General features: G+C 39.7%; 27 protein-coding genes. 12 read left to right on the plus strand and 15 right to left on the minus strand.

Annotation, left to right across the window (positions count from 1 at the left end; all coding sequences use genetic code 11):
• Genes rplV through rpsJ form a run of 7 tightly spaced genes read right to left on the minus strand, consistent with a single transcriptional unit; the run spans window position 1 to window position 3,412 of the window.
• Window positions 1–369, minus strand: a complete 369-nt coding sequence (gene rplV / locus FIM44_RS05035; RefSeq protein WP_121279893.1) for a 50S ribosomal protein L22 — start codon at window positions 367–369, stop codon at window positions 1–3.
• A 9-nt stretch (window positions 370–378) separates the two neighbouring features.
• Window positions 379–660, minus strand: coding sequence for a 30S ribosomal protein S19 (gene rpsS / locus FIM44_RS05040; RefSeq protein WP_000091384.1), 282 nt, complete (start codon window positions 658–660; stop codon window positions 379–381).
• An 11-nt stretch (window positions 661–671) separates the two neighbouring features.
• Window positions 672–1,502 (minus strand): 50S ribosomal protein L2, encoded by an 831-nt coding sequence (gene rplB, locus FIM44_RS05045; protein ID WP_000985807.1) that lies wholly within the window; start codon window positions 1,500–1,502, stop codon window positions 672–674.
• 16 nt (window positions 1,503–1,518) lie between these two features.
• Entirely contained in the window at window positions 1,519–1,800 is a 282-nt protein-coding gene (locus FIM44_RS05050; protein WP_000763613.1) for a 50S ribosomal protein L23, read from the minus strand.
• Window positions 1,801–1,803: 3 nt separating this feature from the next.
• Window positions 1,804–2,451, minus strand: a complete 648-nt coding sequence (rplD, locus tag FIM44_RS05055; protein WP_140579292.1) for a 50S ribosomal protein L4 — start codon at window positions 2,449–2,451, stop codon at window positions 1,804–1,806.
• Between the two features lie 34 nt (window positions 2,452–2,485).
• On the minus strand, window positions 2,486–3,061 hold the full coding sequence (rplC, locus tag FIM44_RS05060; RefSeq protein ID WP_000395332.1) for a 50S ribosomal protein L3: 576 nt from the start codon (window positions 3,059–3,061) through the stop codon (window positions 2,486–2,488).
• Between the two features lie 36 nt (window positions 3,062–3,097).
• Window positions 3,098–3,412: a 30S ribosomal protein S10 gene (rpsJ, locus tag FIM44_RS05065; protein WP_000411561.1), complete on the minus strand. Its 315-nt coding sequence runs from the start codon at window positions 3,410–3,412 to the stop codon at window positions 3,098–3,100.
• Between the two features lie 164 nt (window positions 3,413–3,576).
• Between rpsJ and FIM44_RS05070 the strand changes: the two genes are divergently transcribed.
• A complete protein-coding gene (locus tag FIM44_RS05070; RefSeq protein ID WP_140579293.1) occupies window positions 3,577–4,704 on the plus strand; it encodes an ATP-binding protein in 1,128 nt (375 codons plus the stop codon).
• A gap of 217 nt (window positions 4,705–4,921) precedes the next feature.
• Window positions 4,922–5,500 (plus strand): hypothetical protein, encoded by a 579-nt coding sequence (locus FIM44_RS05075; protein ID WP_194148698.1) that lies wholly within the window; start codon window positions 4,922–4,924, stop codon window positions 5,498–5,500.
• Here the strand turns inward: FIM44_RS05075 and FIM44_RS05080 are convergent.
• Together FIM44_RS05080 and fumC are read right to left on the minus strand one after the other, a co-directional pair.
• A complete protein-coding gene (locus tag FIM44_RS05080; protein WP_140579294.1) occupies window positions 5,474–6,088 on the minus strand; it encodes a ribonuclease HII in 615 nt (204 codons plus the stop codon). The genes FIM44_RS05075 and FIM44_RS05080 overlap by 27 nt on opposite strands.
• A 56-nt stretch (window positions 6,089–6,144) precedes the next feature.
• On the minus strand, window positions 6,145–7,536 hold the full coding sequence (gene fumC / locus FIM44_RS05085) for a class II fumarate hydratase (protein ID WP_140579295.1): 1,392 nt from the start codon (window positions 7,534–7,536) through the stop codon (window positions 6,145–6,147).
• A gap of 175 nt (window positions 7,537–7,711) precedes the next feature.
• On the opposite strand from fumC, the gene crdA reads away from it, so the two are divergent.
• The 4 genes from crdA to FIM44_RS05110 are packed head-to-tail and all read left to right on the plus strand — an operon-like array spanning window position 7,712 to window position 13,465.
• Complete coding sequence (gene crdA, locus FIM44_RS05095; protein WP_140579296.1) at window positions 7,712–8,089, plus strand: copper resistance determinant CrdA; 378 nt, start codon at window positions 7,712–7,714, stop codon at window positions 8,087–8,089.
• Between the two features lie 4 nt (window positions 8,090–8,093).
• Window positions 8,094–9,332, plus strand: a complete 1,239-nt coding sequence (crdB, locus tag FIM44_RS05100) for a copper resistance outer membrane protein CrdB (protein ID WP_140579297.1) — start codon at window positions 8,094–8,096, stop codon at window positions 9,330–9,332.
• Entirely contained in the window at window positions 9,329–10,357 is a 1,029-nt protein-coding gene (locus FIM44_RS05105; protein WP_140579298.1) for an efflux RND transporter periplasmic adaptor subunit, read from the plus strand. The genes crdB and FIM44_RS05105 overlap by 4 nt, the downstream gene beginning before the upstream one ends.
• Entirely contained in the window at window positions 10,358–13,465 is a 3,108-nt protein-coding gene (locus tag FIM44_RS05110) for an efflux RND transporter permease subunit (RefSeq protein ID WP_140579299.1), read from the plus strand.
• A gap of 2 nt (window positions 13,466–13,467) precedes the next feature.
• Here the strand turns inward: FIM44_RS05110 and FIM44_RS05115 are convergent, their stop codons facing one another.
• Genes FIM44_RS05115 through dnaJ form a run of 3 tightly spaced genes read right to left on the minus strand, consistent with a single transcriptional unit; the run spans window position 13,468 to window position 15,615 of the window.
• Window positions 13,468–13,815: a branched-chain amino acid transport AzlD family protein gene (locus tag FIM44_RS05115; RefSeq protein WP_140479738.1), complete on the minus strand. Its 348-nt coding sequence runs from the start codon at window positions 13,813–13,815 to the stop codon at window positions 13,468–13,470.
• Window positions 13,809–14,495: an azaleucine resistance protein AzlC gene (azlC, locus tag FIM44_RS05120; protein ID WP_140579300.1), complete on the minus strand. Its 687-nt coding sequence runs from the start codon at window positions 14,493–14,495 to the stop codon at window positions 13,809–13,811. The genes FIM44_RS05115 and azlC overlap by 7 nt, the downstream gene beginning before the upstream one ends.
• Window positions 14,496–14,505: 10 nt before the next feature.
• A complete protein-coding gene (gene dnaJ, locus FIM44_RS05125) occupies window positions 14,506–15,615 on the minus strand; it encodes a molecular chaperone DnaJ (protein WP_140579301.1) in 1,110 nt (369 codons plus the stop codon).
• Between the two features lie 124 nt (window positions 15,616–15,739).
• Between dnaJ and FIM44_RS05130 the strand changes: the two genes are divergently transcribed.
• Together FIM44_RS05130 and FIM44_RS05135 are read left to right on the plus strand one after the other, a co-directional pair.
• A complete protein-coding gene (locus FIM44_RS05130; protein WP_140579302.1) occupies window positions 15,740–16,870 on the plus strand; it encodes a synaptonemal complex protein 1 in 1,131 nt (376 codons plus the stop codon).
• Between the two features lie 202 nt (window positions 16,871–17,072).
• On the plus strand, window positions 17,073–17,762 hold the full coding sequence (locus FIM44_RS05135; protein ID WP_140579303.1) for an NYN domain-containing protein: 690 nt from the start codon (window positions 17,073–17,075) through the stop codon (window positions 17,760–17,762).
• A gap of 60 nt (window positions 17,763–17,822) precedes the next feature.
• Here the strand turns inward: FIM44_RS05135 and mnmA are convergent, their stop codons facing one another.
• Window positions 17,823–18,851 (minus strand): tRNA 2-thiouridine(34) synthase MnmA, encoded by a 1,029-nt coding sequence (gene mnmA, locus FIM44_RS05140; protein WP_140579304.1) that lies wholly within the window; start codon window positions 18,849–18,851, stop codon window positions 17,823–17,825.
• A gap of 140 nt (window positions 18,852–18,991) precedes the next feature.
• On the opposite strand from mnmA, the gene FIM44_RS05145 reads away from it, so the two are divergent.
• Window positions 18,992–19,753: a J domain-containing protein gene (locus FIM44_RS05145; RefSeq protein ID WP_140579322.1), complete on the plus strand. Its 762-nt coding sequence runs from the start codon at window positions 18,992–18,994 to the stop codon at window positions 19,751–19,753.
• Here the strand turns inward: FIM44_RS05145 and nadD are convergent.
• Both nadD and nikR read right to left on the minus strand, forming a co-directional pair.
• The gene (nadD, locus tag FIM44_RS05150; RefSeq protein WP_194148700.1) at window positions 19,750–20,265 is read right to left on the minus strand and encodes a nicotinate (nicotinamide) nucleotide adenylyltransferase; all 516 of its coding nucleotides are present in this window, start codon (window positions 20,263–20,265) and stop codon (window positions 19,750–19,752) included. The two genes, FIM44_RS05145 and nadD, sit on opposite strands and share 4 nt — an antisense overlap.
• The gene (gene nikR / locus FIM44_RS05155) at window positions 20,258–20,704 is read right to left on the minus strand and encodes a nickel-responsive transcriptional regulator NikR (protein ID WP_140579306.1); all 447 of its coding nucleotides are present in this window, start codon (window positions 20,702–20,704) and stop codon (window positions 20,258–20,260) included. Before nikR ends, nadD begins: the two co-directional genes overlap by 8 nt.
• Before the next feature lie 322 nt (window positions 20,705–21,026).
• Between nikR and exbB the strand changes: the two genes are divergently transcribed.
• Genes exbB through FIM44_RS05170 form a run of 3 tightly spaced genes read left to right on the plus strand, consistent with a single transcriptional unit; the run spans window position 21,027 to window position 22,691 of the window.
• Entirely contained in the window at window positions 21,027–21,464 is a 438-nt protein-coding gene (gene exbB / locus FIM44_RS05160) for a TonB-system energizer ExbB (protein WP_000508555.1), read from the plus strand.
• Complete coding sequence (exbD, locus tag FIM44_RS05165) at window positions 21,461–21,850, plus strand: TonB system transport protein ExbD (RefSeq protein ID WP_121049793.1); 390 nt, start codon at window positions 21,461–21,463, stop codon at window positions 21,848–21,850. The genes exbB and exbD overlap by 4 nt, the downstream gene beginning before the upstream one ends.
• On the plus strand, window positions 21,816–22,691 hold the full coding sequence (locus tag FIM44_RS05170; protein WP_140579307.1) for an energy transducer TonB family protein: 876 nt from the start codon (window positions 21,816–21,818) through the stop codon (window positions 22,689–22,691). The genes exbD and FIM44_RS05170 overlap by 35 nt, the downstream gene beginning before the upstream one ends.
• Window positions 22,692–22,819: the final 128 nt, after the last annotated feature.

Genomic DNA, 22,819 nt, shown 5'->3' on the forward strand with positions numbered 1-22,819 from the left:
CTACTTACCTTCTACTTGATTTTTTTTATGGCTTTTAGAAGATTTCATTTCTTTCCCTTCTGCTACTTCTACGAATACATGAGATGTTGGCTTTCTAATGGCTGTGGCTCTGCCTTTAGCCCTTGGAATGGAGCGTCTAAGCACAGGGCCAGCATCCACTCTGCAAGAAACAATCAGAGCGCTCTTGGCGTCTAAAGAGCCGTTAGCGACCGCAGAAGCCACCACTTTTGAAAGCACTCTAGCCGCTTTATTGGGCGTAAATTCCAAACTAGCGATCGCTAATTCAGCGTTCATGCCTTGAATCTGTCTTGCAATCAATCTGGCTTTAGTAGGAGATAACCGCACAAATCTTAATAACGCTTTACTCATTCTACCCCCTTACTTGCCAATCTTTTTTTGGACACTGCCTTTGTGCCCTTTAAAAGTTCTTGTAGGAGCGAATTCTCCTAACTTATAACCCACATGGTTTTCTGTGATATACACAGGGATAAAAACCCTTCCGTTATGCACATTATAAGTAAAACCAATCATTTCAGGCAAAATGGTGCTTCTTCTAGACCATGTTTTAATCGGGCGGTTATCCTTGCCCTCTTTTGCCTTGAGCGTTTTTTTCATCAAGTGGTCGTCTATAAAAGGACCCTTTTTAATTGACCTAGACATTCTTTAACCCTTTATTTATGTTTCTTTCTGGAAATGATGAGCTTGTCGCTAGCTTTTTTCTTTCTAGTTTTATAGCCCTTAGCTGGAGTGCCCCAAGGCGATACAGGATGACCGCTTGTCCCTGTTTTACCCTCACCCCCACCATGCGGGTGATCCACTGGGTTCATCGCACTACCACGAGTTTGTGGGCGAATGCCTCTGTGGCGGTTACGCCCTGCCTTACCGATAGAGACATTGATAAAATCCTCATTCCCTACCACGCCAACACTCGCCATGCATTCGCTTAAAATGTAGCGCATTTCAGAGCTTGGCATCCTAATAATGGTGTATTTATTTTCCCTACCCATGATTTGAGCGCTCATCCCAGCGCTTCTGGCTAATTGCCCGCCAGCCCCTGGATGCATTTCAATATTATGCACCACCGTTCCTATAGGGATATTTTTTAACTTCATCGCAAAGCCCACTTTAATATCCAAACCGCCTTCAGCAGCGATAACGCTATCGCCCACTTTCAAACCGCTTGGCTGTAAAATATAGCGTTTGTCCCCATCAGGATAGACTACAAGAGCGATGCGTGCGTTTCTGTAAGGATCATACTCAATCGCAGCCACTTTCCCTTCAATATTGTATTTGTTGCGTTTGAAATCAATAATGCGATAGAGTTTTTTAGCCCCTCTCTCTTTGTGGCGGCTGGTGATGCGCCCGTTATTGTTTCTCCCTGCTGTTGCTTTAAGCTTAGTGAGTAAGCCTTTGACACTGCTTTTTGCGGTAATGTCTTTAGAGTCCAACACCGACATGAAGCGTCTGCTTGGGGTGTAGGGCTTATAAGTTTTAATCGCCATAACGCTTTCTCCTTTCTTAAGCGCCAAGGGCGGCAATGCTAGCGCCCTCTGGAACTTTCACATAAAATTTCTTAAACGACTTTCTTTGTCCAAGCTTCCCTCTAAAGCGTTTCACCTTACCCTCTTGTTTCAAAGAATTGATTTTCAAAGGCTCAAAGCCAAAGTAAGTTTTAAACACTTCTTTGAGCTGGTTTTTAGTTACATTTTGAGCCGTTTGGACCACTAAAACGCCTTTTTCTTGCAATCCTAATGACTTTTCAGTGTAAAGAATTGACTTTATATCCATGATGTCTGCCATTTTTTACTCCTCTGTCTTATCTTGCACCACATGCTGAAACGCTGCTTCTTCCATCACCACAGAGCTAAACGCCGCCAAAAGATAAGCGTTTAACTCGCTCGCATCAATAATCAAGCATTTTTTAAGGTTACTAAAGGCTAACTCGGTGTATTCGTCCATGTTCATGCACACAAACAAAGTGTCTCGTTGCTCTAAAGCCTGGAACATTTGGTTGGCTTCTTTAGTCAAATGCTTTCTTTTGTTGTCTTCAACCACGCCTTTTATAGCGATTTTTTCCACCACAAAAAGCTTGTCCGCTTGCGCTTTTTCTTCTAAAGCGTATTCTAAAGCCAGGCGTTTTTGTTTTTTGTTGATTTTAAGGTTGTAATTGCGCTTATTCGTAGCCCCATGAGAGACACCCCCACCCACAAACACAGGCGAAGTGATGCTCCCTGCTCTGGCTCTTCCGCCCCCTTTTTGCACCCAAGGCTTCCTACCGCCTCCGCTCACTTCAGCACGGTTTTTACTTTTAGCGGTATTAGCGCGCACAGAAGATAAATAATGTTTCACATAAAGATAGAGATTATGGCTGTTGATACCCTCATATCTTTTAGGTAACTCCACGCTACCCTTTTCTTTCAAATGGCTGTCTAAAACGATGGCCTTACTCATATCAAACCCTTTATATCATATTCAATGTATGGTTTTATACCGCTCTAATGCGTCCATAAGCCCCAGAAAAGCCGGCCACTGAACCCTTTAGCACTAACACCATACTTTCTTTATCAAAAGAGAGCACCTCGTTTTGGCAAGTAACTAGCTCATTGCCATAATGCCCTGCCATTTTCCTGCCCTTTTGCACTCTTCCTGGCCATTCTCTGTTACCAATAGAACCAGGACGGCGGTGGAAACGGCTCCCATGCGCTGCAGGCCCGCCTTGGAAATTCCAACGCTTCATCACCCCCGCAAAGCCTCTCCCCTTCGTTTTAAAGCTCGCTTTAACCCTTTTAAGCGTTTCTAAAGCGCTCAAATCCAAATCGCCCAACTCTTGTTGTTGGGAAGCTTTTAAGGTAGCGAAATGGTTAAACTCTTTACTGAGTTGGTATTTCTTTTGCTGGCCTTCAATCGCCTTATTGTATTTTTTATGCATCGCATAGGCCACTAAAGCTTTCCCGTTTTCTAGCTGGCACACTTTCGCTTGCAAGACTTTAAGCAAGGTTACAGGCGTGCTGTTAGCGTCAATGGTGCGGCTCATGCCTATCTTTTGAACTAAAAATTCCATATCTAACCCTTATTTTATTATCTCAATGCGTTAAGACTACTTCGTTTCCATAGAGGTTACTTCTACATCCACTTCAGGAGCTAAATCCAACTTCATCAAGCTATCCACGGTTTCTGGGGTGGCCGAGATAATATCAATCAATCGGCTATAAACCCTAATCTCAAACTGCTCTCTTGAATCCTTATTGACATGCGGGGATCGTAAAACGGTGTAACGCTTATTCTTAGTCGGTAAAGGGATAGGCCCTCTAATTTCAGAACCTGAGCGCTTTACGGCTTCCACGATAGCCACAACAGAACGATCCAACACTCTATGGTCATAAGCTTTGAGCTTCAACCTGATTTTTTCCATAAACTCTCCTAAAAGAACTCGTTTCATCCGTTACTCAAAACAGAATAAAACAATAAAATAAAAACTGAAATACTACTCAAAATGCGCCCTTTAGTCAATAACTTTTGCTATTTTTAGGGATTTTTAGAGATTTTTACTTCCTTTTTATAAGGAAATATAAAAAAATGCGCTACGCTTATCTTAATCCAATCTCATTTGAAAGGAAGTTCATGCCCCTTTCTTGCTTACACCCTTTTGGGCCTTTTGAAACCCCTAAAGAGCCGGTTTTAAACAACCCGCTTTTAAACTCAAGCGATAAAATCTGTCTTTTAGGGCCGATGAAATCCGGTAAAACCACTTTTGCCCTCAAACTAGCGAAGGGTTTTAAAAACCCTGTGTATATCAATTACAACGACATGCGTTTGAACCAAAACATTCTAAGCTCATGGCTTTTAAAATGGCATTTAGAAAAGAAAATGGACTTGCTCATTTTAGACAATATAGAGCGGTTGGATTTTAGCCTGCCTAAACTTCCCAAAATTATTCTTATCCCTAATTATTTAAGCCCCATAACAGCACCCAATTTTAGCTTATGCTATGCGTTAGGGTTGAGTTTTAAAGAATACACTAACTTTTTCAAGCCCAACACCCCTAAAAACACTCTGTTTAACCGCTTTTTAAGAGATGGCAACGCTTTAGATTCGCTTTTTACAGAAAACGAGCAAGAAAAAATCCTAAAAAAACAAGAAAATATTCAATTAATCTTTCAAGTTTACGCCCCCTTAATGGCTAAAATCTGCTCGTATCAGTCTAAGTTTGTGAGTGCTTTTTATCTTTATACGCAACTCAAAAAAGAGCTTAAGATCTCTAAAGACACCCTTTATAAATTCTTACACGCGCTAGAAAACCAGCGCATCCTTTTTTTAGCCCCTAGTTTTGAAAACCATAAAACCAAATTGTATCTGTGCGATTTTGCCTTGCCTTATAGCCTAACTCCTAGCCCCTCGCTTTTAAGCGTTTTTGAAAACATGGTTTTTTTAGAGCTTTACAAGCAATTCCCAAATCATGAGCTTTACTCCCATGATAACGGGATTTTTATCTTGCGCGAAAATTCTACCAACAAGCTCGCCCTCATCGCCCACGCTTTCCCCACGCCCCATTTTTTAGAAAAACAGCTTTTATGGTGCCATAAACATGGGTTTTTAAACATTGCAGTCGTTTCTATCAACGCCCCTATTTCAGTCAATAATCCCCCCTACAAACACCTCAATTTCATTGATTTTTCTTTGGATATTCAATCTATTTTGATATAATAGTTATTATGTATTTATGTATTTATGTATTTATGTATTTATGTATTTATGTATTTAATATTATTACTAACATTTTTAAGTGATTATTGCATATTTTTTATTTTTTCTTAAGCTAACACACTATAAGCTATCCTAGTATTTCGCCTTTTTGAGAAATGCTACCTTACCCCAAAAGCGTAGGGTGTTTTTAATATTCTTTCATAGAAAGGAAGCTATAATGAATGCATTGAAAAAATTAAGTTTCTGCGCCTTGTTATCCCTAGGCCTCTTCGCTCAAACAGCGCATGCTGAGAGTTTAAAGGACACGATTGACTATCCTAGTTGGCTTAAAATCAATCTTTTTGACCAAAAGAACCCGCCCAATCAATATGTCGGATCGGCTTCAATTTCTGGTAAAAGGAACGATTTTTACGCCAATTACATCCCCTATGATGACAAATTGCCCCCTGAAAAAAACGCTGAAGAAATCGCTCTTTTAAGGGCCAGAATGAACGCTTACAGCACTTTAGAAAGCGTTTTAATCACTAAAATGCGCCATCGTATTGTTAAAGCGCTCCAAATTAAAAATAACGCTATCAGCCATTTATTCGGGTTGGTTGATTTCTTAGTGTCTAAATCCATTTTGGCTAAAAGGTTCGTGGATACCACCAACCATCGTGTGTATGTCATGGTGCAATTCCCTTTCATTCAGCCTGAAGACTTAATCGCTTACTTTAAAGCCAAACGCATCGACCTTTCTTTAACGAGCGCTACCCATCTCAGCGCCCTTTTAAATAAGGCGTTGTTCCACCTCTAAAAGTTTGGGGTTTAGGTTGCGGTTTTTAAGCGTGAAGCTATGCCGATGAAAAGGCGTAGCCCCTAGCTTAATCATCGCTTCTATATGCTGTTTAGTCCCATACCCGCAATTCTTATCCCAGCCGTATCCCTTAAACAAAGCGTGCAATTTTAGCATTTCTCTGTCCTTAAAGGCTTTCGCTAAAACAGACGCCATAGCGATTTGAGCGATCTTTTCATCGCCCTTGATGATGGTTTGTATATTGGGGTAGCGTTTATCCAAGCCAAACGCCGTGTTGCCGTCTATCTTAATTTCTTTAGCCAAAGAGCGACCATTTTCTAAAATTTCTTGAATAGCGAGTTTCAAACACGCCCCCAAGCCCAAATGATCAATTTCATTCGCGCTTTTTTTAACCACGAAAAACTTCACCTCATCATGCGATTTGATTTTTTCTTCTAAGAAAAAGCGCTTTTTTTTGCTGAGCTTCTTGCTGTCTTTTAAGCCCATGCTCAAAAATTCTAACGCTGTTTGGTTATCGCACACCACCCCCGCCACAAAAAGCGAACCGGCCAAACACCCCCTCCCCGCTTCATCAATGCCTAAAATCATTGATACCCAACCAAATGAGTGGCTTTTTCAGGTTTCATCTCGCACGCCTAAGACTTTCAAGCCTTAGGCCCGATCATCTTTTCAGGCACCACGAATTTGTCAAAATCTTCAGCGTTCAAGAGTTTCAATTCCACCGCGCTTTCTTTTAAAGAAATGCCTTTTTTGTGGGCGTTTTTAGCGATTTTAGCGGCGTTTTCATAGCCTACATGCGGGTTTAGGGCGGTTACTAGCATTAAAGAATGGTGCAAATAATAATCAATTTTTTCTCTATTAGGCTCAATACCGCTTGCGCAATGGATGTTAAAACTTTCCATGCCATCGCTCAACAGCCTCAAACTTTGCAAGAAATTATAAATAATCACCGGTTTAAACACATTCAGTTCAAAATTACCCTGACTGGCCGCAATGCCAATAGCGGTATCATTCCCCATCACCTGCACGGCTACCATGGTCATCGCTTCGCATTGCGTGGGATTGACTTTACCGGGCATAATGGAACTGCCCGGCTCGTTTTCAGGGATATTAAGCTCGCCCAAACCACAGCGCGGCCCGCTCGCAAGCCATCTAATATCGTTAGCGATTTTCATTAAATTCGCCGCTAAAGCCTTAAAAGCCCCATGCGCATAAGCGATAGCGTCATGGCTAGTGAGCGCGTGGAATTTATTGGGTGCAGAAATGAATTTCACCCCGCTAAACTGGCTCAATTCTTCAGCCACTTTTTCACTCAATTCTTTATGAGCGTTTAGACCTGTGCCTACGGCCGTCCCGCCTATGGCTAATTCTCTTAAATGCTCCAAACTCTCTAAAATTTGTTGTTTAGAATGCTCTAGCATGCTCGCATACCCGCTAAATTCTTGCCCCAAAGTTAAAGGCGTAGCGTCTTGTAAATGCGTGCGCCCGATTTTGACAATCTCTTTAAATTGTTGGCTTTTGTCTTTAAAGGTTTTTAACAGATTCTCTAAACTGGGCAGTAACTTGTGCGTGATTTCTAGCGCGCTCACAATATGCATTGCGGTAGGGAAAGTGTCGTTGGAGCTTTGAGACATGTTCACGTCATCGTTAGGGTGGATGAGTTTTTTCTCCCTAAAATTACCCCCTAAAATTTCGGTAGCCTTATTGGCGATGACTTCATTGAGATTCATATTCGTTTGAGTCCCGCTCCCTGTTTGCCATACCGCTAATGGGAATTCGCCGCACAGCTCGCCTTTTAAAATGCAATCGCACGCCTTGATAATGGCTTGTGATTTTTCTGGGCTTAATTTCCCTAATTTGTGGTTGACAACCGCCAGACTCCTTTTGAGTTTAGCAAACGCACCAATGAGTTCTTTAGGCATTTTTTCGGTGCCGATTTTAAAGTTTTCAAGACTGCGTTGCGTTTGAGCCCCCCAGTATTGGCTATCATCCACTTGAATTTCGCCCATCGTGTCATGTTCAATTCTAAATTGCATGCTAATCCTTTGAAATTTGATTTTAAAACCTTAAAAAAATAGCATAAACTCTTATACCTTCTACTTAAAAACCCTAATTTTTTTAAAAACCATTTCCACAATTTTTACACAAAAGAGGGTTATCATTCGTTCGCAACAAGAATTTTCTTGTTATCTTAATTTAAAGGTCAAAACGATGAAAAAGTTAGCCGCTTTATTTTTAATAAGCGCGTTGGGGGTTATGAGTTTGAACGCATGGGAGCAAACCCTAAAAGCAAACGACTTGGAAGTGAAAATCAAATCCGTGGGTAACCCCATTAAAGGCGATAACACTTTCATACTCAGCCCCACTTTAAAAGGTAAGGCTTTAGAAAAAGCTATCGTTAGGGTGCAGTTTATGATGCCTGAAATGCCTGGCATGCCAATGATGAAAGAAATGGCGCAAGTGAGTGAAAAAAACGGCCTTTATGAAGCTAAAACCAATCTTTCTATGAACGGGACATGGCAGGTTAGGGTGGATATTAAATCTAAAGAGGGCCAGGTTTATCGCGCTAAAACAAGCCTGGATTTATAAGCGCATGCTATCTTTTATAAGCGCGTTTGATAAAAGGGGCGTTTCAATACGCCTTTTAACAGCCTTGTTACTGCTTTTTAGTTTGGGTTTGGCTAAAGATTTAGAGATCCAATCTTTTGTAGCTAAATACCTTTCTAAAAATCAAAAAATACAAGCCTTACAAGAGCAAATTGACGCTTTAAATTCTCAAGAAAAAGTCGTTAGCAAATGGGATAACCCTATTTTGTATTTAGGCTATAACAACGCTAACGTGAGCGATTTTTTCAGGCTGGATAGCACCTTAATGCAAAACATGAGCTTGGGTTTGTCTCAAAAAGTGGATTTAAATGGTAAAAAACTCACGCAATCTCAAATGATCCATCTAGAAAAGCAAAAAAAGATATTAGAGCTTAAAAAAACCAAGCAGCAATTGGTGATTAATTTAATGATAAACGGCATTGAAAATTATAAAAACCAACAAGAAATAGAGCTTTTAAACACAGCGATTAAAAATTTAGAAAACACCCTTTATCAAGCCAACCATTCCAGTTCGCCCAATTTAATAGCGATCTCTAAGCTAGAAATTTTAAAATCGCAATTAGAAATCAAAAAAAACAATTTAGAAGAAGCGCTCTCTAGCAGCCATTATTCCATGGGTGAATTGACTTTTAAAGAAAACGAGCTTTTAAGCATTGCCCCTAAAAATTTTGAATTCAATAAGGAGCAAGAGCTGTATAACATTAGCGCTACTAATTATGATATTGCGATCGCCAGGCTTGATGAAGAAAAATCGCAAAAAGACATCACTTTGGCTAAAAAAAGCTTTTTAGAAGATGTGAATGTTACCGGGGTGTATTATTTCCGCTCCAAACAATACTATAACTACGATATGTTTAGCGTCGCTTTGTCTATCCCCTTACCCCTTTATGGCAAGCAAGCCAAATTAGTGGAGCAAAAGAAAAAAGAAAGCTTAGTGTTTAAAAGCGAAGTGGAAAACACCAAAAACAAAACCCACCACCTGGCCCTAAAACTCCTTAAAAAATTAGAAACCTTGCAAAAAAACCTAGAATCGATCAATAAAATCATCAAACAGAATGAAAAAATCGCGCAAATTTATGCGTTGGATTTGAAATCTAATGGCGATTACAACGCTTATTACAACGCTTTTAATGACAAAATCACCATTCAAATCACCCAGCTTGAAACCTTAAGCGCTTTAAATAGCGCTTATTTGTCCTTACAAAACCTCAAAGGATTAGAATGAAACGGCTTTTATTGTTAGCCCTATTTTTTAGCCCCTTATTGGCTAACGCTCAAGAAACTAAAGAAACTAAAGAAACTAAAGAAACTAAAGAAACTAAGGAAATTAAAAGCCAAACCCGTTTTAACATTTCCACCACTAAGGTCATAGAAAAAGAATTTTCTCAAAGCCGGCGCTATTACGCGCTTTTACAACCCAATGAAGCACTGATTTTTTCTCAAACCCTGCGTTTTGATGGCTATGTGGAAAAGCTTTATGCGAATAAAACCTATACCCCCATTAAAAAGGGCGATAGACTATTGAGCGTGTATTCCCCTGAATTAGCAAGCGTTCAAAGCGAGTTGCTATCATCATTGAAATTCAACCAACAAGTGGGAGCGATTAAAGAAAAATTAAAACTATTAGGGTTAGAAAACTCCAGCATTGAAAAAATCATTAGCAGCCATAAAGTCCAAAATGAAATGACTATTTACTCTCGTTTCAGTGGCGTTATTTTTAAAAAAAGCCCAGATCTCAATGAGGGGAGTTTCATTAAAAAAGGGCAAGAGTTGTTTCAAATCATAGATTTAAGCCAATTGTGGGCGCTTGTTAAAGTCAATCAAGAGGATTTAGAGTTTTTAAAAAACACGCATCAAGCGATTTTGTTCGTAGAAGGGATTAAGGGCAAGCAAGAAATCACGCTTGAAAACATCAACCCTATCATAAATGCGCAAGATAAAATGCTAGAAGCGCGCTTCAATGTGCCTAATCTTAAATTGCTTTATTACCCTAACATGTTCGCTCAAGTAGAAATCTTTCACAAACCCCAAAAAATGAAGATTTTACCTAAAGAAGCGGTTTTGATTAAGGGGGGGAAAGCTATCGTGTTTAAAAAAGATGATTTTGGCTTAAGCCCGTTAGAAATTAAAGCCGTCCGCTTGAGCGATGGGAGCTATGAAATTTTAGAGGGTTTAGAAGCGGGTGAAGAAGTCGCTAATAACGCTTTATTCGTGCTAGACGCTGACGCTCAAAACAATGGGGATTATTGAATGATAGAAAAAATCATTGATTTAAGCGTTAAAAACAAACTCCTTACCACTTTAATCACTCTACTCATTTTTTTAGCCTCTTTGTGGGCGGTAAAAAGCGTTCGTTTAGACGCTTTGCCGGATTTAAGCCCCGCTCAAGTGGTCGTGCAAATCACTTACCCCAATCAAAGCCCTAAAATCGTGCAAGAGCAGGTTACTTACCCGTTAGTTTCTACTTTCATGAGTATCGCTAACATTGACACGGTTAGGGGGATTTCTAGCTATGAAAGCGGTTTGATTTACATCATTTTTAAAGACGGCGTCAATCTGTATTGGGCTAGGGATAGGGTTTTAGAGCAATTAAACCGAGTGAGCAATTTGCCCAAGGACGCTAAAGTGGAAATAGGGAGCGATTCTACTTCTATTGGCTGGGCGTATCAATACGCTTTATCTAGCGGCAGCAAGAATTTAAGCGATTTGAAAGTCTTGCAGGATTTTTATTACCGCTACGCGCTTTTAGGGGTTGATGGGGTGAGTGAGGTCGCAAGCGTGGGGGGCTTTGTGAAGGATTATGAAGTAACGCTTCAAAACGATTCTCTGATCCGCTATAACTTGAGTTTGGAGCAAGTCGCTAACGCGATTAAAAATTCCAATAACGATACCGGTGGGGGGGTTATTTTAGAAAACGGGTTTGAAAAAATCATAAGATCGCATGGCTATATCCAATCTTTGAAGGATTTAGAAGAAATTGTGGTTAAAAAAGAAGGGGCTATCCCTTTAAAAATCAAAGATATAGCCAGCGTTAGGCTAGTGCCAAAACCGCGCAGAGGAGCGGCTAATCTCAATGGCGATAAGGAAGTGGTAGGCGGGATTGTCATGGTGCGCTATCACGCTGACACTTACAAGGTGCTTAAAGCCATTAAAGAAAAAATCGCCACCCTACAAGCGAGTAACCCTGATGTGAAAATCACCAGCGTGTATGACAGGAGCGAATTGATTGAAAAAGGCATTGACAATTTAATCCACACGCTCATAGAAGAAAGTGCGATTGTGCTAGTCATTATTGCGATTTTTTTACTGCATTTCAGGAGCGCTTTAGTGGTCATTATCACTCTGCCTTTAAGCGTGTGTATTAGTTTCTTGCTCATGCGTTATTTCAATATTGAAGCGAGTATCATGAGTTTAGGAGGCATTGCGATCGCTATAGGGGCGATGGTGGATGCGGCGATTGTGATGGTGGAGAACGCTCATAAGCATCTGCAACACATTGATACGAAAGATGATATTCAAAGGGTTAATGCCATCATGCAAGGGGTTAAGCATGTGGGAGGCGCGATATTTTTTGCTTTAATGATCATCGTGGTTTCTTTCTTGCCCATTTTCGCGCTCACCGGTCAAGAAGAAAAGCTTTTTGCCCCTTTAGCTTACACCAAAACCTTTGCCATGCTAGTAGGAGCGTTGCTTTCTATCACCATGGTCCCTATTTTAATGGTGTGGCTCATTAAAGGGCGGATTTTAGAAGAGTCTAAAAACCCGATTAACGCTTTTTTCATGAAAATTTATGGCGCAAGCTTGAAGGTTGTGCTTAAGTTCAGATACGCTTTTTTAATAGCGAGCATTGTGGGCTTAGGGGGTTTGTATATAGCGTATCAAAAACTCAACTGGGAATTTATCCCCCAAATCAATGAAGGGGTAGTGATGTATATGCCTGTAACCATTAATGGCGTGGGCATTGACACCGCTTTAGAATATTTGAAAAAAAGTAATAGCGCTATCAAGCGATTGGATTTTGTCAAACAAGTTTTTGGCAAGGTGGGGCGCGCTAACACCAGCACCGATGCTGCCGGCTTGAGCATGATAGAAACCTACATTGAATTAAAGCCACAAAACGAATGGAAAGAAAAGCTCAGTTATAAAGAAGTTAGGGACAAATTGGAAAAAACCCTGCAATTAAAAGGCTTGACTAATTCATGGACTTACCCCATTCGTGGCAGAACGGACATGCTCTTAACCGGCATTAGAACACCCCTAGGCATCAAGCTCTATGGTAATGACACGGATAAATTACAAGAATTAGCGATCCTTATGGAACAACAGCTCAAAACCCTAAAAGAGAGTTTGTCCGTTTTTGCTGAGCGATCCAATAATGGCTACTACATCACGCTGGATTTGAACGATGAAAATCTGGCTCGTTATGGCATCAATAAAAACGCCGTGTTAGACACGATTAAATTCGCTTTGGGCGGAGCCACGCTCACTACCATGATTAAGGGCGTAGAAAACTACCCCATTTCTTTACGCTTAGAAGACACAGAAAGAAACACCATTGAAAAATTACAAAACCTCTACATCAAAACCGCTTACAATTACATGCCCTTAAGGGAGTTAGCCCATGTCTATTACGACAACTCGCCGGCGGTGTTAAAGAGCGAAAAGGGCTTGAATGTGAATTTTATTTATATTGTGCCGCAAGCCAATATCAGCTCTGACACCTACAGGCAACTGGCTCAAAAAGCGCTAGAAAAAATCAAATTGCCTAACGGGTATTATTATGAATTTAGCGGTGAGAGTCAGTATTTAGAAGAAGCGTTTAAAACCTTACAATACATCGTGCCGGTGAGCGTTTTTATCATTTTTATTTTAATTGTCTTTGCTTTAAAGAATCTCACCAATTCCTTACTATGCTTTTTCACTCTGCCTTTTGCGTTTTTGGGGGGGTTGATTTTTATGAATCTCATGGGCTTTAACATGAGCGTGGCGGCATTAGTGGGCTTTTTAGCCCTTTTAGGGGTAGCGAGCGAAACGGCTATTGTGATGATTATTTATTTAGAAGACGCGTTTCAAAAATTCATCAAAACCCCTTTAAAAGAGCAAAACAGCGCCGCTTTAAAAGAGGCTATCATGCATGGGGCGGTGCTTAGGGTAAGGCCCAAGCTGATGACCTTTTTTAGCATTTTAGCTTCACTCATTCCGATCATGTATAGCCATGGCACAGGAAGTGAAATCATGAAATCCATCGCCGCGCCCATGCTAGGGGGCATGATAAGCAGCGTTGTTTTAACGCTTTTTATTATCCCTACGGCGTATTTTGTGATCAAAAATGCGGGAATTAAAAGCAATCAAACATGATTTTAGGGATTAAAAAAAGCCTTTTCTAACGCATGGCTTTGGACTAAAACCATATAAAGAATGGTAGGGAGCGTGATGCTTAAAACAAACACCTTAAAAATGCGGTGCAAAAGGATAACGGATAAAAAAGCGGTGATTTCATTGATCCCATAAGGGGGTTTTAAAATGTGAATGTCTTTAAAACAATAGACCACGAGCATGCCTATCACTGAGCATGATAAAGCCCTACCCAAATAACGCACAAAGTCGTTAGGCGGGTTTTTAGCGTTAAACACCATAAAAGGCCAAATGCGCGTGAAATAAGTCGTTAATATGATGACTAAAATAATGAGTATAGAATGCATCAACATTCTAACCGCTTTCTAAACAAAATAAGAGCGAGCACCATTAAAACTAAAGCGATGAGCAAAAAGTATTCAGTCCCAAAGAGCGCTAAACAAACAACCGCAATAAAAATCCCAAGCCATGCGTTTTTGTGGTTTGTGTTTCGTTTGTATTGCTCCATAAACAGCACGATAAAAATCGCCGTCATCACAAATTCCATGCCTTGAGTGTCAAAAGAAAAATGCGAACCCATCAACGAACCCACCAACGAACCAAAAATCCAATAAGAATGGTTGAGTAAGGAAATGCTAAAAATAAAGTCTTTTTCACTAACCCCCTCTTTAGGAGCGTATAAATTCAATATGGCAAAGGTTTCATCTGTGAGCGCATGCGCTAAATAGGGCAAACGCCATTGGGTGTTTTTAAATCGATCTAGCATAGAAAGCGCGTAACAAGTCTGTCTCGCATTCACTAACAAGCTCACAATAACGACATTCATCAAACTCGCTTGCGCGCTTAAAAGCGTGATCGCTACAAACTGCACCACCCCAGCGTAGATGAATAACGACATGAACAGGGCTACTTTATAATCATAGCCATGCTGGACTAAAAGCATTCCAAAAGTCATTCCCATAAGCAAATACCCTAAAAAGATAGAAATGGTATGAGGGAAAGCGTCTTTGAAGGCTTTTAGAAAATCATGCATCAACAACCTTTTATTTGAACCAGTCTTTAATCTTAGAAATACAGGTTTCTAAAACGCTTTTATGCGGTTCACCCTCATAGCCAAAACTCGCATGCAATTTTTCCAATAACCCTTGCTGTTCTTTATCCAAACTTTTAGGGTAAATCACCTGCAATTCCACGATCAAACTCCCTCTATAAGAGCTTTCAGGGTGTTTCACGCCCTCGTTTCTAAACACAAAAGTCTGCCTGTCTCTGGCGTTTATAGGGATTTTTAATTCCAGTTCGTCCCCTTTTAAAGACGGCACTTTAATCGTATGCCCTAAAACGATAGTGGTGAAAAACACCGGCGCTTCAATGAATAAATCGCAGCCTTCGCGCTTGAAATGCTCATCTTCTTTGACTCGCGCTTCTAAATACAAATCCCCTCTTTTTCCCTTCTCGTATTCATTGCCTTTATTTTTAAGCACCATGCGGTTTTGATCATCAATGCCCTCAGGGATTATCGCATCAATTTCTTCATCTTTAAGAATGTAGGTTTTACCCTTGCACGCTTGGCATGGGGTTTTAATGATCTTGCCCTTACCTTGACACGCCCCACAAGTTTGCGCAAAACTCATAAAACCTTGACGCATAAACACCTGCCCCTGCCCATTACACTGCTTGCAAGTCTCTAAAACTTTATCTTTGGCACCCGTGCCATCGCAACTTTCACAGACGCTCTGGTATTGGACTTTAATGGTTTTTTTACAGCCAAAAACCGCTTCTTTAAAACTCAATTCAATGGTTTGCAAATAATCCGGTGCGATAGAGCTTTTTTGCCTTTTACTCCCCCTAGCGCCAAACCCAAAAGCGTCCTCAAAAAACGAGCCTAAATCTTCAAAAAAATCAGAAAAATCGCCCTGACTCGCGCCGGCTTGGTTTAAGCCTTTTTTACCATACCTGTCGTATAAGGCCCGTTTCTTTTCATCGCTTAACACCCCATAGGCTTCATTGATGAGCTTGAACTTTTCTTCGGCTTCTTTATCGCCGGCGTTTCTGTCTGGGTGGTATTTTAAAGCCAGCTTTCTGTAAGACTTTTTAATGGTCTCTTGGTTGCTGTGTTTTTCCACTTCCAAAATTTCATAATAACTCAATTCCACGATCGCTCCAAAAATGGCATCAAAACGCTTATTTTATCTTAAAAGCGATAATTTTGCGTGTTTTTATGCATGCCAAAACTTAGATAAAATAACACGATGAAACTATAGTAATAAAGATAACCCCATGAGATTTTTTTGCTTTTTCTTATTCTTTCTAACCTTTTCAAACGCACAGATAATGATGACTTTTGATTCTCAAACTAACGCCAAGCTCTCGCGCTCTAACGAACAGCTTTCTGACATGCTTTATAAACTCAATGAAAGTTTAAGAATCTATCAAAGCGTGCTTTCCAACAACCAGGATCAACTCAAAGAAATCAAAAAGGCTAACAGCACCCTAAATAGCCAGAGGCGTTTTTTTAACGCCAGCCAGATCCGCCTTATGGACACTGATGCGCTATTGAAACAAAGCGCTTTGGAATTAGAAAAATTACAAGCTTTAGAAAAACACATAAAAAAGGGCATGGAACAAGAACGCTTGATAGAAGAATCCCAAACGCTTTTTTTACAAGAGCATTGCCCTTATTTGAGCGGCGTTAAGAGTTTAGAAGAGGCTTCAAACGCTTTAGAAGTCCAAGAGCAAAACAACGCCCTTTTCTTGCTCAAAGAGCCTAAACTCGCCCATTTGCTCTCACGATTGGATTTGATGAGCGCTTTAAACGCCTTGTGCGATCAAGTTTTAGAAAACCAAGCCCATAACCAACAATCCCATAACAAAACCCTAGAATACAACGCCCTCATAAACCATGATTTTCAAGCCTATAAAGCCATGCGTTTGAAAAAATTTAAAAACAAGCTTCAAAGCCAAATCCAAGCTAAAGAAGACGCTCTAAAAACCTTTTTACCCTTAGAAAAGCGCCTGGAAACTTTAAAAACGCATTTTTTATGCGATAAAGAAAATCTAAAATCATGCGCTAAAGAATTGCGCCAACGCTACCAAAACGCCCTGATAAAGCGAGATAAAGAACTAAAAAACGCTAAAAATAATAAAGAAAAGCATGCTCTAATCTTAGCCAATTACGAGCATACGCTAAAAACCTTGAATATAGAATTTTTAAGCGAATTGAGTGAGCAAATGGCGTTTTTGAATGAAACCATGGCGTTAAACGCCAAAGTTTTAGCCCTTTTAGCCCAACAACAGACTAAAAAGCCCTTCAATGTGAGCGGTGGTTTGAGCGATGGGAAAGCCCTTATTAAAAATATCCGCTTAGATCCGCATGGATTCCCTAGCTTTAAAAATTTTAAGCAAGAGTAGGACAATATTTGACAAGCAAAAACAATTATAGTAAAATAAGAGCATAACTTCTAGGAAGGATCTCTTTTATTAAGAGATCCCACGACCCTTGTGAACCTATAGAATACAAGTGCGAACCCTAGATATTTTTTATCCGTTTCTTGTCGCCCAATATTGAAAGGGTTGAAAGGGGCGGGCTTTTATATCTCATTAGGATTTTAGAATGTCAAAAAAAGTAGCTATACTTGTAGATGGAGACTTTTTTATAAGACGCTACAAATCTCATCTTAAGAAGCAGTTTGGTGACAAGTATGAAGATCTTAACCCAAAAAAATTAGCAGACAATATTCATACTCATTGCCTAAGGCATATCAATAAAAAGAATGAGGAACTATACCGCATATTTTTTTACGATTGCAAGCCATTAGAGAAAAGGGTTCATTATCCACACACTCAAAAAGCTCTAGATCTATCCAAAAGCTCAACCTATAAAGAAAGGAAAGAGTTACACAAACACTTAATCTCTAAGCCTTGTTTAGCGTTAAGGTTGGGGTATCTTGACGAGAAAAATGCCAAATGGGTCATTCGTGATCAAGAAAAAGAAAAGAAACTTTTTAACAGGAAAATAAGTATAGAGGAATTTCAAAATGATGATTTTATCTATCACGCAAAACAAAAGGGCGTTGATATAAAGATAGGGCTTGATATAGCCACTTTAGCGTTGAAAAAATTAGTGCAAAAAATCGTTTTAATTTCTGGTGATAGCGATTTTGTCCCTGCTGCAAAACTTGCTCGAGTTGAAGGCATCATTTTCACTCTTGATCCTATGGGAAATCCTATTAGAGAAGATCTAGAAGAGCATATTGATTATTTGACCACTAGATTGCCACAATTTAGAAAGCAACAACAATAACGCCTATTCAATAAAGCATTAAGAGACTGCCAAAAGGCGTATCTCTTAGTTTTTTAATTTTTAAACAATCACGCCCCCGCCAAGCAAGATGTCATCTTTATAAACGACTAAGGCTTGCCCTTTAGCCACGCCATAAAAAGACTCTTTAAATTCCACTCCAATCATTCCATCTTTGAGGCTGACAAACGCTTTAACAGGCACGCTCCTGTAACGAGCTTTGATGAAATATTCGCCATCTTTAAAATCTTTCATTAAAGATTTGTTTTTAGCCTTAAGCGAATGCGTGGCGAGATCTTCTTTTTTGCCCACAATTAACTCGTTCTTTTTAGCGTCAATCCCCACCACAAAATGCGGCTCTAACGCGCCTTTAACACTAAAGCCTTTGCGTTTGCCAATCGTGTATTGCATATAGCCCTTATGCGTGCCAATGACTTCGCCTTGCAGGTTCTTCACCACGCCCTCTTTTTCCACTTCAACATGCTTTTTTAAAGTGTCAATGTAGCTTTTTTCCACAAAGCAAATTTCTTGAGATTCCTTATAAGTCTCTAAAGTGCCTAAAAAAGGCATCGCATTCAAGGCTAAAGGCTTAATATCCTTTTTTAGCAAATCCCCTAAAGGGAACACCAATTTAGCGATAACTTCATGCTCTAAAGCGTATAAAAAATAGCTCTGATCTTTAGTTTTATCCAAAGCCTCTTGAATATAACTTACCTTGTCAATTTCTTTGACCCTCGCATAATGCCCGGTAGCGATCTTTTCACACCCTAATTTTAAAGCGTGATCTAAAGCTAATCCAAATTTCATTAAAGGGTTGCACAACGCGCATGGGTTAGGGGTTTGCCCTTCTTCATAAGCACTGATAAATTCATCATAAACCGCGCTTTTAAAATCCTTTTGAAAATCCAACACCTCTAAAGGAATGCCTAAAAACTCGCATGCTTTTTGAGCGTTTTTAATGTATAAATCATGCTTTTTTTCACTCGCATGGAGTTTTAAATAAATCCCCACTAATTCATGCCCTTGCTCTTTTAAGCTATAAGCGCTATAAGAGCTATCCACCCCCCCACTGAGTAATACCGCTATTTTCATTTTTAATCTTTCATTAAATGAGTTATGGCTCGTAGTCTAGCGCAAAAACCATTCATAACCACCTTTTTTAACCATTAGCATGCTAAAATACCTAAAGATTTTTAAAAATCGCATCAAAACGCATGGAGAAAATAAGGGCAATGGCCAAAATTGAATTGTTAGCCAAATTCACGCAAATCGCGCTCCCTAACAGCCACCCTTTATTGAAAAAAGTTTTAAACTACGCTAAAAAACATTTCAGCCAGTGCCACATGCTCTCTTCATCGTTGCTCATCTTAAACGACACGGAATGCTTTAAAAAAAACTACTTGCTCAATTGGGTCTATCATGCCCTTGAATGCACGCATGAGAAAGATATTAGCGCGCATTCTTTAGAAGAGATTTTACAAAAAAGCCACCTGCCCATACGCATCAAAATCATAGCTCAAAACACGCTTTTAGAAAAAATAGAAGTGAAAGTTTTAACCTTTGGGGCAGAATACGCGCTTTTTATCACCAAGCACCCTATCGCCAAGCGGTTTTTACGCCAAAAATTCAGCGGCTGTGTGTTTTTAGAAACCCAAGATGAATTGCATATAAGAGGCGATTCAGAGCGTTTTTGGGAACTCATTGTAACGCTCAATGAAAATAGAATCGTCCATAACGCATGCTTAGATTTCATCTATCCTAATGGCTTTGGCAAGGACAGCTACACCACTTTGGCTGAACGCAAATTAAGGGAATGCTACAAAGCGTTAGGGTTTATCAAGCATGAAGATTTCAGCGAAGTCAAAAAGCGCTATTTAGAGTTGGCTAAAACCTACCACCCTGATTTGTGCGATCTGAAAGAAAAAAAGGCTCTTTACGCCAAACGCTTCGCTATCATTCAAGAGGCTTACCGCCACATTAAAAAACACGCTTAAACCCCTAAACTAGCTCTAATCGCGCTAGAAGAAATCGGTGCATCAATGCCTTTTAAAGGGAAATAACGCCCCTTAAATTGGATTTCTTCATAGCCAATCCTTTCAAAAACCACTAATTCCACCCTTTTTAAAAGCTCTTTAGCGTTAGTCCAAGAAGAAAGATGCCTCAAGCAATCCGCCCCTATGACTAAATAAAGCGTTTTGGGGTGGTAGAGTTTTTGAAAATGAAGAACGCTTTCTATCGTAGGCACAGCCCTTTCTTGCTTGATTTCAAAATCGCTCAATAGCACCCTATCTATTCCCTTTAAGGCTGATTCCAACTCTTTAAAACGGGTTTGCGCGTCCAAAAAACATGGCTTTTTGAAAGGGTTTTGATAAGCGGGTAAGACAATGAGCTTGGCAAATGGCAATAATTCTAAAGTTTGATCAATGATGGCTAAATGAGCCTTGTGTAAGGGATCAAAACTCCCTCCATAGAGCGCTAATTCTTTGTATCTTAAGACGCTATTCATTGTGTTCAAAGCTAGACGCCTTAGTCAATTTAGCGAATTTAACCCCCCTAAGCCCACCGATTTCTAATTGCAAGCGTTGGATTTCAAGCGAACTGCCTTGTAAAATAATCGTCTCTAAACAATTATGTGCATCCATATGGATGTGCGTGGTGCATAAAACATGCGTCCCACTGGCATGCTGAATGTCTATCATGCGCTGGTTTAATTCCCTTTGATGGTGATCATAAATCACCACAAGCACGGCGATTTTACCCTCATCATTAGGATTGTCTTCTGCCCAATTGTCTTCTACTAATTTTTCTCTGATCATGTCGCGCACTAATTCTGAGCGAGAAGAATAGCCGTTTTTAATGATGCGGTTGTCTAATTCATCTAATAAATTTTGTTGCAAAGAAACCGAAAAGCGGATGATTGAATCGTCTTTATTGGGTGTATCCATTGAGAAAAATCCTTTTTTGGCATAAGTCTGTTAAAAGCCGCTCATGCTAGTATGATTGAATTAATTTAAAATGAACAATTATAATACAGATTGGATTTAAATGGTTGGTCATAAGAGCGTTTGAATTTAATTACAATTACTAGCTTAATTACCATTGACTTGTTATTATTAAAACAATATAATCAACAATCCAACATTCTTTTATCATTTTGGAGCATTTATGCGAACAGATGCTTCTTAAAGAGCGCATGCTCTTAGAATGGCTGTGTTGCGTGTTGCTTCAATCTTAAGGGAATTATTTCATCATAGACAAGGAGTTTTTATGGGCGGTTTTTCAATGGCAATGTTGAAAGATTATGTGGATGTGTTTGTTTTTGCGGTGCTTGGCGTGGCCAGTTTTTTAGCTTTGTGGTTTGTGATTGAAAGGGTTATTTTTTATTCCAAAGTCAATTTGAAAGCTTACGATGATATAGATGCCCTAAATTTGGATTTAACCAAGAATCTAACCATTCTCTATGTGATTTATTCTAACGCGCCTTATGTGGGCTTATTAGGGACGGTTTTAGGGATTATGGTGATTTTCTATGACATGGGCATGAGCGGCGGGATGGACGCTAAAACGATCATGGTAGGTTTGTCTTTAGCTTTAAAAGCGACCGCTCTAGGGCTTGCTGTGGCGATCCCTACTTTGATCGCTTATAACAGCCTGTTGAGAAAATCCGATGTTTTGAGCGAAAAATTTAGGATCATGAAAAAATGAAAAGCATCAGAAGAGGCGATGGGCTGAATGTTGTCCCTTTTATTGATATTATGCTCGTTTTGCTAGCGATCGTGTTAAGCATTTCTACTTTTATCGCGCAAGGTAAGATTAAAGTCAATCTCCCTAACGCTAAAAATGCGGAAAAATCCCAGCCAAACGATCAAAAAGTGGTGGTCATCTCTGTAGATGAGCATGACAATATTTTCGTAGATGACAAACCGACGAGTTTAGAAGCTTTGAGTGCTGTAATCAAACAAACAGACCCTAAAACCCTTATAGACTTAAAAAGCGACAAAAGCTCTCGTTTTGAAACTTTTATCAGCATTATGGATATTTTAAAAGAGCATAATCATGAAAATTTCTCCATCTCCACAGAAGCTAAGTAAAGTCTCAACGAGTGTTAGCTTTTTAATCTCTTTTGCCCTATACGCTATAGGGTTTGGCTATTTTTTACTGCGCGAAGAGGCCCCAACGCCTTTAGCGCAAGCGGGCACCACTAAGGTTACCATGAGTTTAGCCAGCATTAACACTAATTCCAATACAAAGACCAATGCCGAGTCGGCTAAACCCAAAGAAGAGCCTAAAGAAAAACCCAAGAAAGAAGAGCCAAAAAAAGAAGAACCCAAAAAAGAGGTTTCAAAACCCAAACCCAAGCCAAAACCTAAACCTAAGCCTAAACCAAAACCCAAACCCGAGCCTAAGCCAAAACCTGAGCATAAGCCTGAGCCTAAAGTTGAAGAGGTTAAAAAAGAAGAGCCTAAAGAAGAACCCAAAAAAGAAGAAGCTAAAGAAGAAGCTAAAGAAGAAGCTAAAGAGGAAGCTAAAGAAAAAAGCGCTCCTAAACAAGTAACGACTAAAGACATAGTCAAAGAAAAAGACAAGCAAGAAGAATCCAACAAAACCTCTGAGGGCGCGACTTCTGAAGCTCAAGCTTATAACCCAGGGGTGAGCAACGAATTCTTAATGAAGATCCAAACCGCTATTTCTTCTAAAAACCGCTACCCTAAAATGGCGCAGATTAGGGGCATTGAGGGCGAAGTGTTAGTGAGCTTTGTGATCAATCCTGATGGGAGCGTTACGGACATTAAAGTAGTTAAAAGCAACACGACTGATATTTTAAACCATGCGGCTTTAGATGCCATTAAAAACGCAGCGCATTTATTCCCTAAACCAGAAGAAACCGTGCATCTAAAAATCCCTATCGCTTATAGCTTGAAAGAAGACTAAGCCAGTCTTTCTTTTAAAGGCGGTTTTAAGCCTTAAAAGTTGAATCAAACCCCCATTTTTCGCAATTTACAAAAAAAAAAAAAAACAAAATCTCTAAAATTTAGAGCTAAAATTAGCCATAAAATTCC

The sequence above is a fragment of the Helicobacter pylori genome (genome assembly GCF_006440215.1).
In the GTDB taxonomy this organism is placed as follows: domain Bacteria; phylum Campylobacterota; class Campylobacteria; order Campylobacterales; family Helicobacteraceae; genus Helicobacter; species Helicobacter pylori_CS.

Excerpts from the sequence above, each read along its gene's own strand:
- rplV (WP_121279893.1), bottom strand. The coding sequence starts at position 369 with ATGAGTAAAGCGTTATTAAGATTTGTGCGGTTATCTCCTACTAAAGCC.
- rpsS (WP_000091384.1), bottom strand. The coding sequence starts at position 660 with ATGTCTAGGTCAATTAAAAAGGGTCCTTTTATAGACGACCACTTGATG.
- rplB (WP_000985807.1), bottom strand. The coding sequence starts at position 1,502 with ATGGCGATTAAAACTTATAAGCCCTACACCCCAAGCAGACGCTTCATG.
- FIM44_RS05050 (WP_000763613.1), bottom strand. The coding sequence starts at position 1,800 with ATGGCAGACATCATGGATATAAAGTCAATTCTTTACACTGAAAAGTCA.
- rplD (WP_140579292.1), bottom strand. The coding sequence starts at position 2,451 with ATGAGTAAGGCCATCGTTTTAGACAGCCATTTGAAAGAAAAGGGTAGC.
- rplC (WP_000395332.1), bottom strand. The coding sequence starts at position 3,061 with ATGGAATTTTTAGTTCAAAAGATAGGCATGAGCCGCACCATTGACGCT.
- rpsJ (WP_000411561.1), bottom strand. The coding sequence starts at position 3,412 with ATGGAAAAAATCAGGTTGAAGCTCAAAGCTTATGACCATAGAGTGTTG.
- FIM44_RS05070 (WP_140579293.1), top strand. The coding sequence starts at position 3,577 with ATGCGCTACGCTTATCTTAATCCAATCTCATTTGAAAGGAAGTTCATG.
- FIM44_RS05075 (WP_194148698.1), top strand. The coding sequence starts at position 4,922 with ATGAATGCATTGAAAAAATTAAGTTTCTGCGCCTTGTTATCCCTAGGC.
- FIM44_RS05080 (WP_140579294.1), bottom strand. The coding sequence starts at position 6,088 with ATGATTTTAGGCATTGATGAAGCGGGGAGGGGGTGTTTGGCCGGTTCG.
- fumC (WP_140579295.1), bottom strand. The coding sequence starts at position 7,536 with ATGCAATTTAGAATTGAACATGACACGATGGGCGAAATTCAAGTGGAT.
- crdA (WP_140579296.1), top strand. The coding sequence starts at position 7,712 with ATGAAAAAGTTAGCCGCTTTATTTTTAATAAGCGCGTTGGGGGTTATG.
- crdB (WP_140579297.1), top strand. The coding sequence starts at position 8,094 with ATGCTATCTTTTATAAGCGCGTTTGATAAAAGGGGCGTTTCAATACGC.
- FIM44_RS05105 (WP_140579298.1), top strand. The coding sequence starts at position 9,329 with ATGAAACGGCTTTTATTGTTAGCCCTATTTTTTAGCCCCTTATTGGCT.
- FIM44_RS05110 (WP_140579299.1), top strand. The coding sequence starts at position 10,358 with ATGATAGAAAAAATCATTGATTTAAGCGTTAAAAACAAACTCCTTACC.
- FIM44_RS05115 (WP_140479738.1), bottom strand. The coding sequence starts at position 13,815 with ATGTTGATGCATTCTATACTCATTATTTTAGTCATCATATTAACGACT.
- azlC (WP_140579300.1), bottom strand. The coding sequence starts at position 14,495 with ATGCATGATTTTCTAAAAGCCTTCAAAGACGCTTTCCCTCATACCATT.
- FIM44_RS05130 (WP_140579302.1), top strand. The coding sequence starts at position 15,740 with ATGAGATTTTTTTGCTTTTTCTTATTCTTTCTAACCTTTTCAAACGCA.
- FIM44_RS05135 (WP_140579303.1), top strand. The coding sequence starts at position 17,073 with ATGTCAAAAAAAGTAGCTATACTTGTAGATGGAGACTTTTTTATAAGA.
- mnmA (WP_140579304.1), bottom strand. The coding sequence starts at position 18,851 with ATGAAAATAGCGGTATTACTCAGTGGGGGGGTGGATAGCTCTTATAGC.
- FIM44_RS05145 (WP_140579322.1), top strand. The coding sequence starts at position 18,992 with ATGGCCAAAATTGAATTGTTAGCCAAATTCACGCAAATCGCGCTCCCT.
- nadD (WP_194148700.1), bottom strand. The coding sequence starts at position 20,265 with ATGAATAGCGTCTTAAGATACAAAGAATTAGCGCTCTATGGAGGGAGT.
- nikR (WP_140579306.1), bottom strand. The coding sequence starts at position 20,704 with ATGGATACACCCAATAAAGACGATTCAATCATCCGCTTTTCGGTTTCT.
- exbB (WP_000508555.1), top strand. The coding sequence starts at position 21,027 with ATGGGCGGTTTTTCAATGGCAATGTTGAAAGATTATGTGGATGTGTTT.
- exbD (WP_121049793.1), top strand. The coding sequence starts at position 21,461 with ATGAAAAGCATCAGAAGAGGCGATGGGCTGAATGTTGTCCCTTTTATT.
- FIM44_RS05170 (WP_140579307.1), top strand. The coding sequence starts at position 21,816 with ATGAAAATTTCTCCATCTCCACAGAAGCTAAGTAAAGTCTCAACGAGT.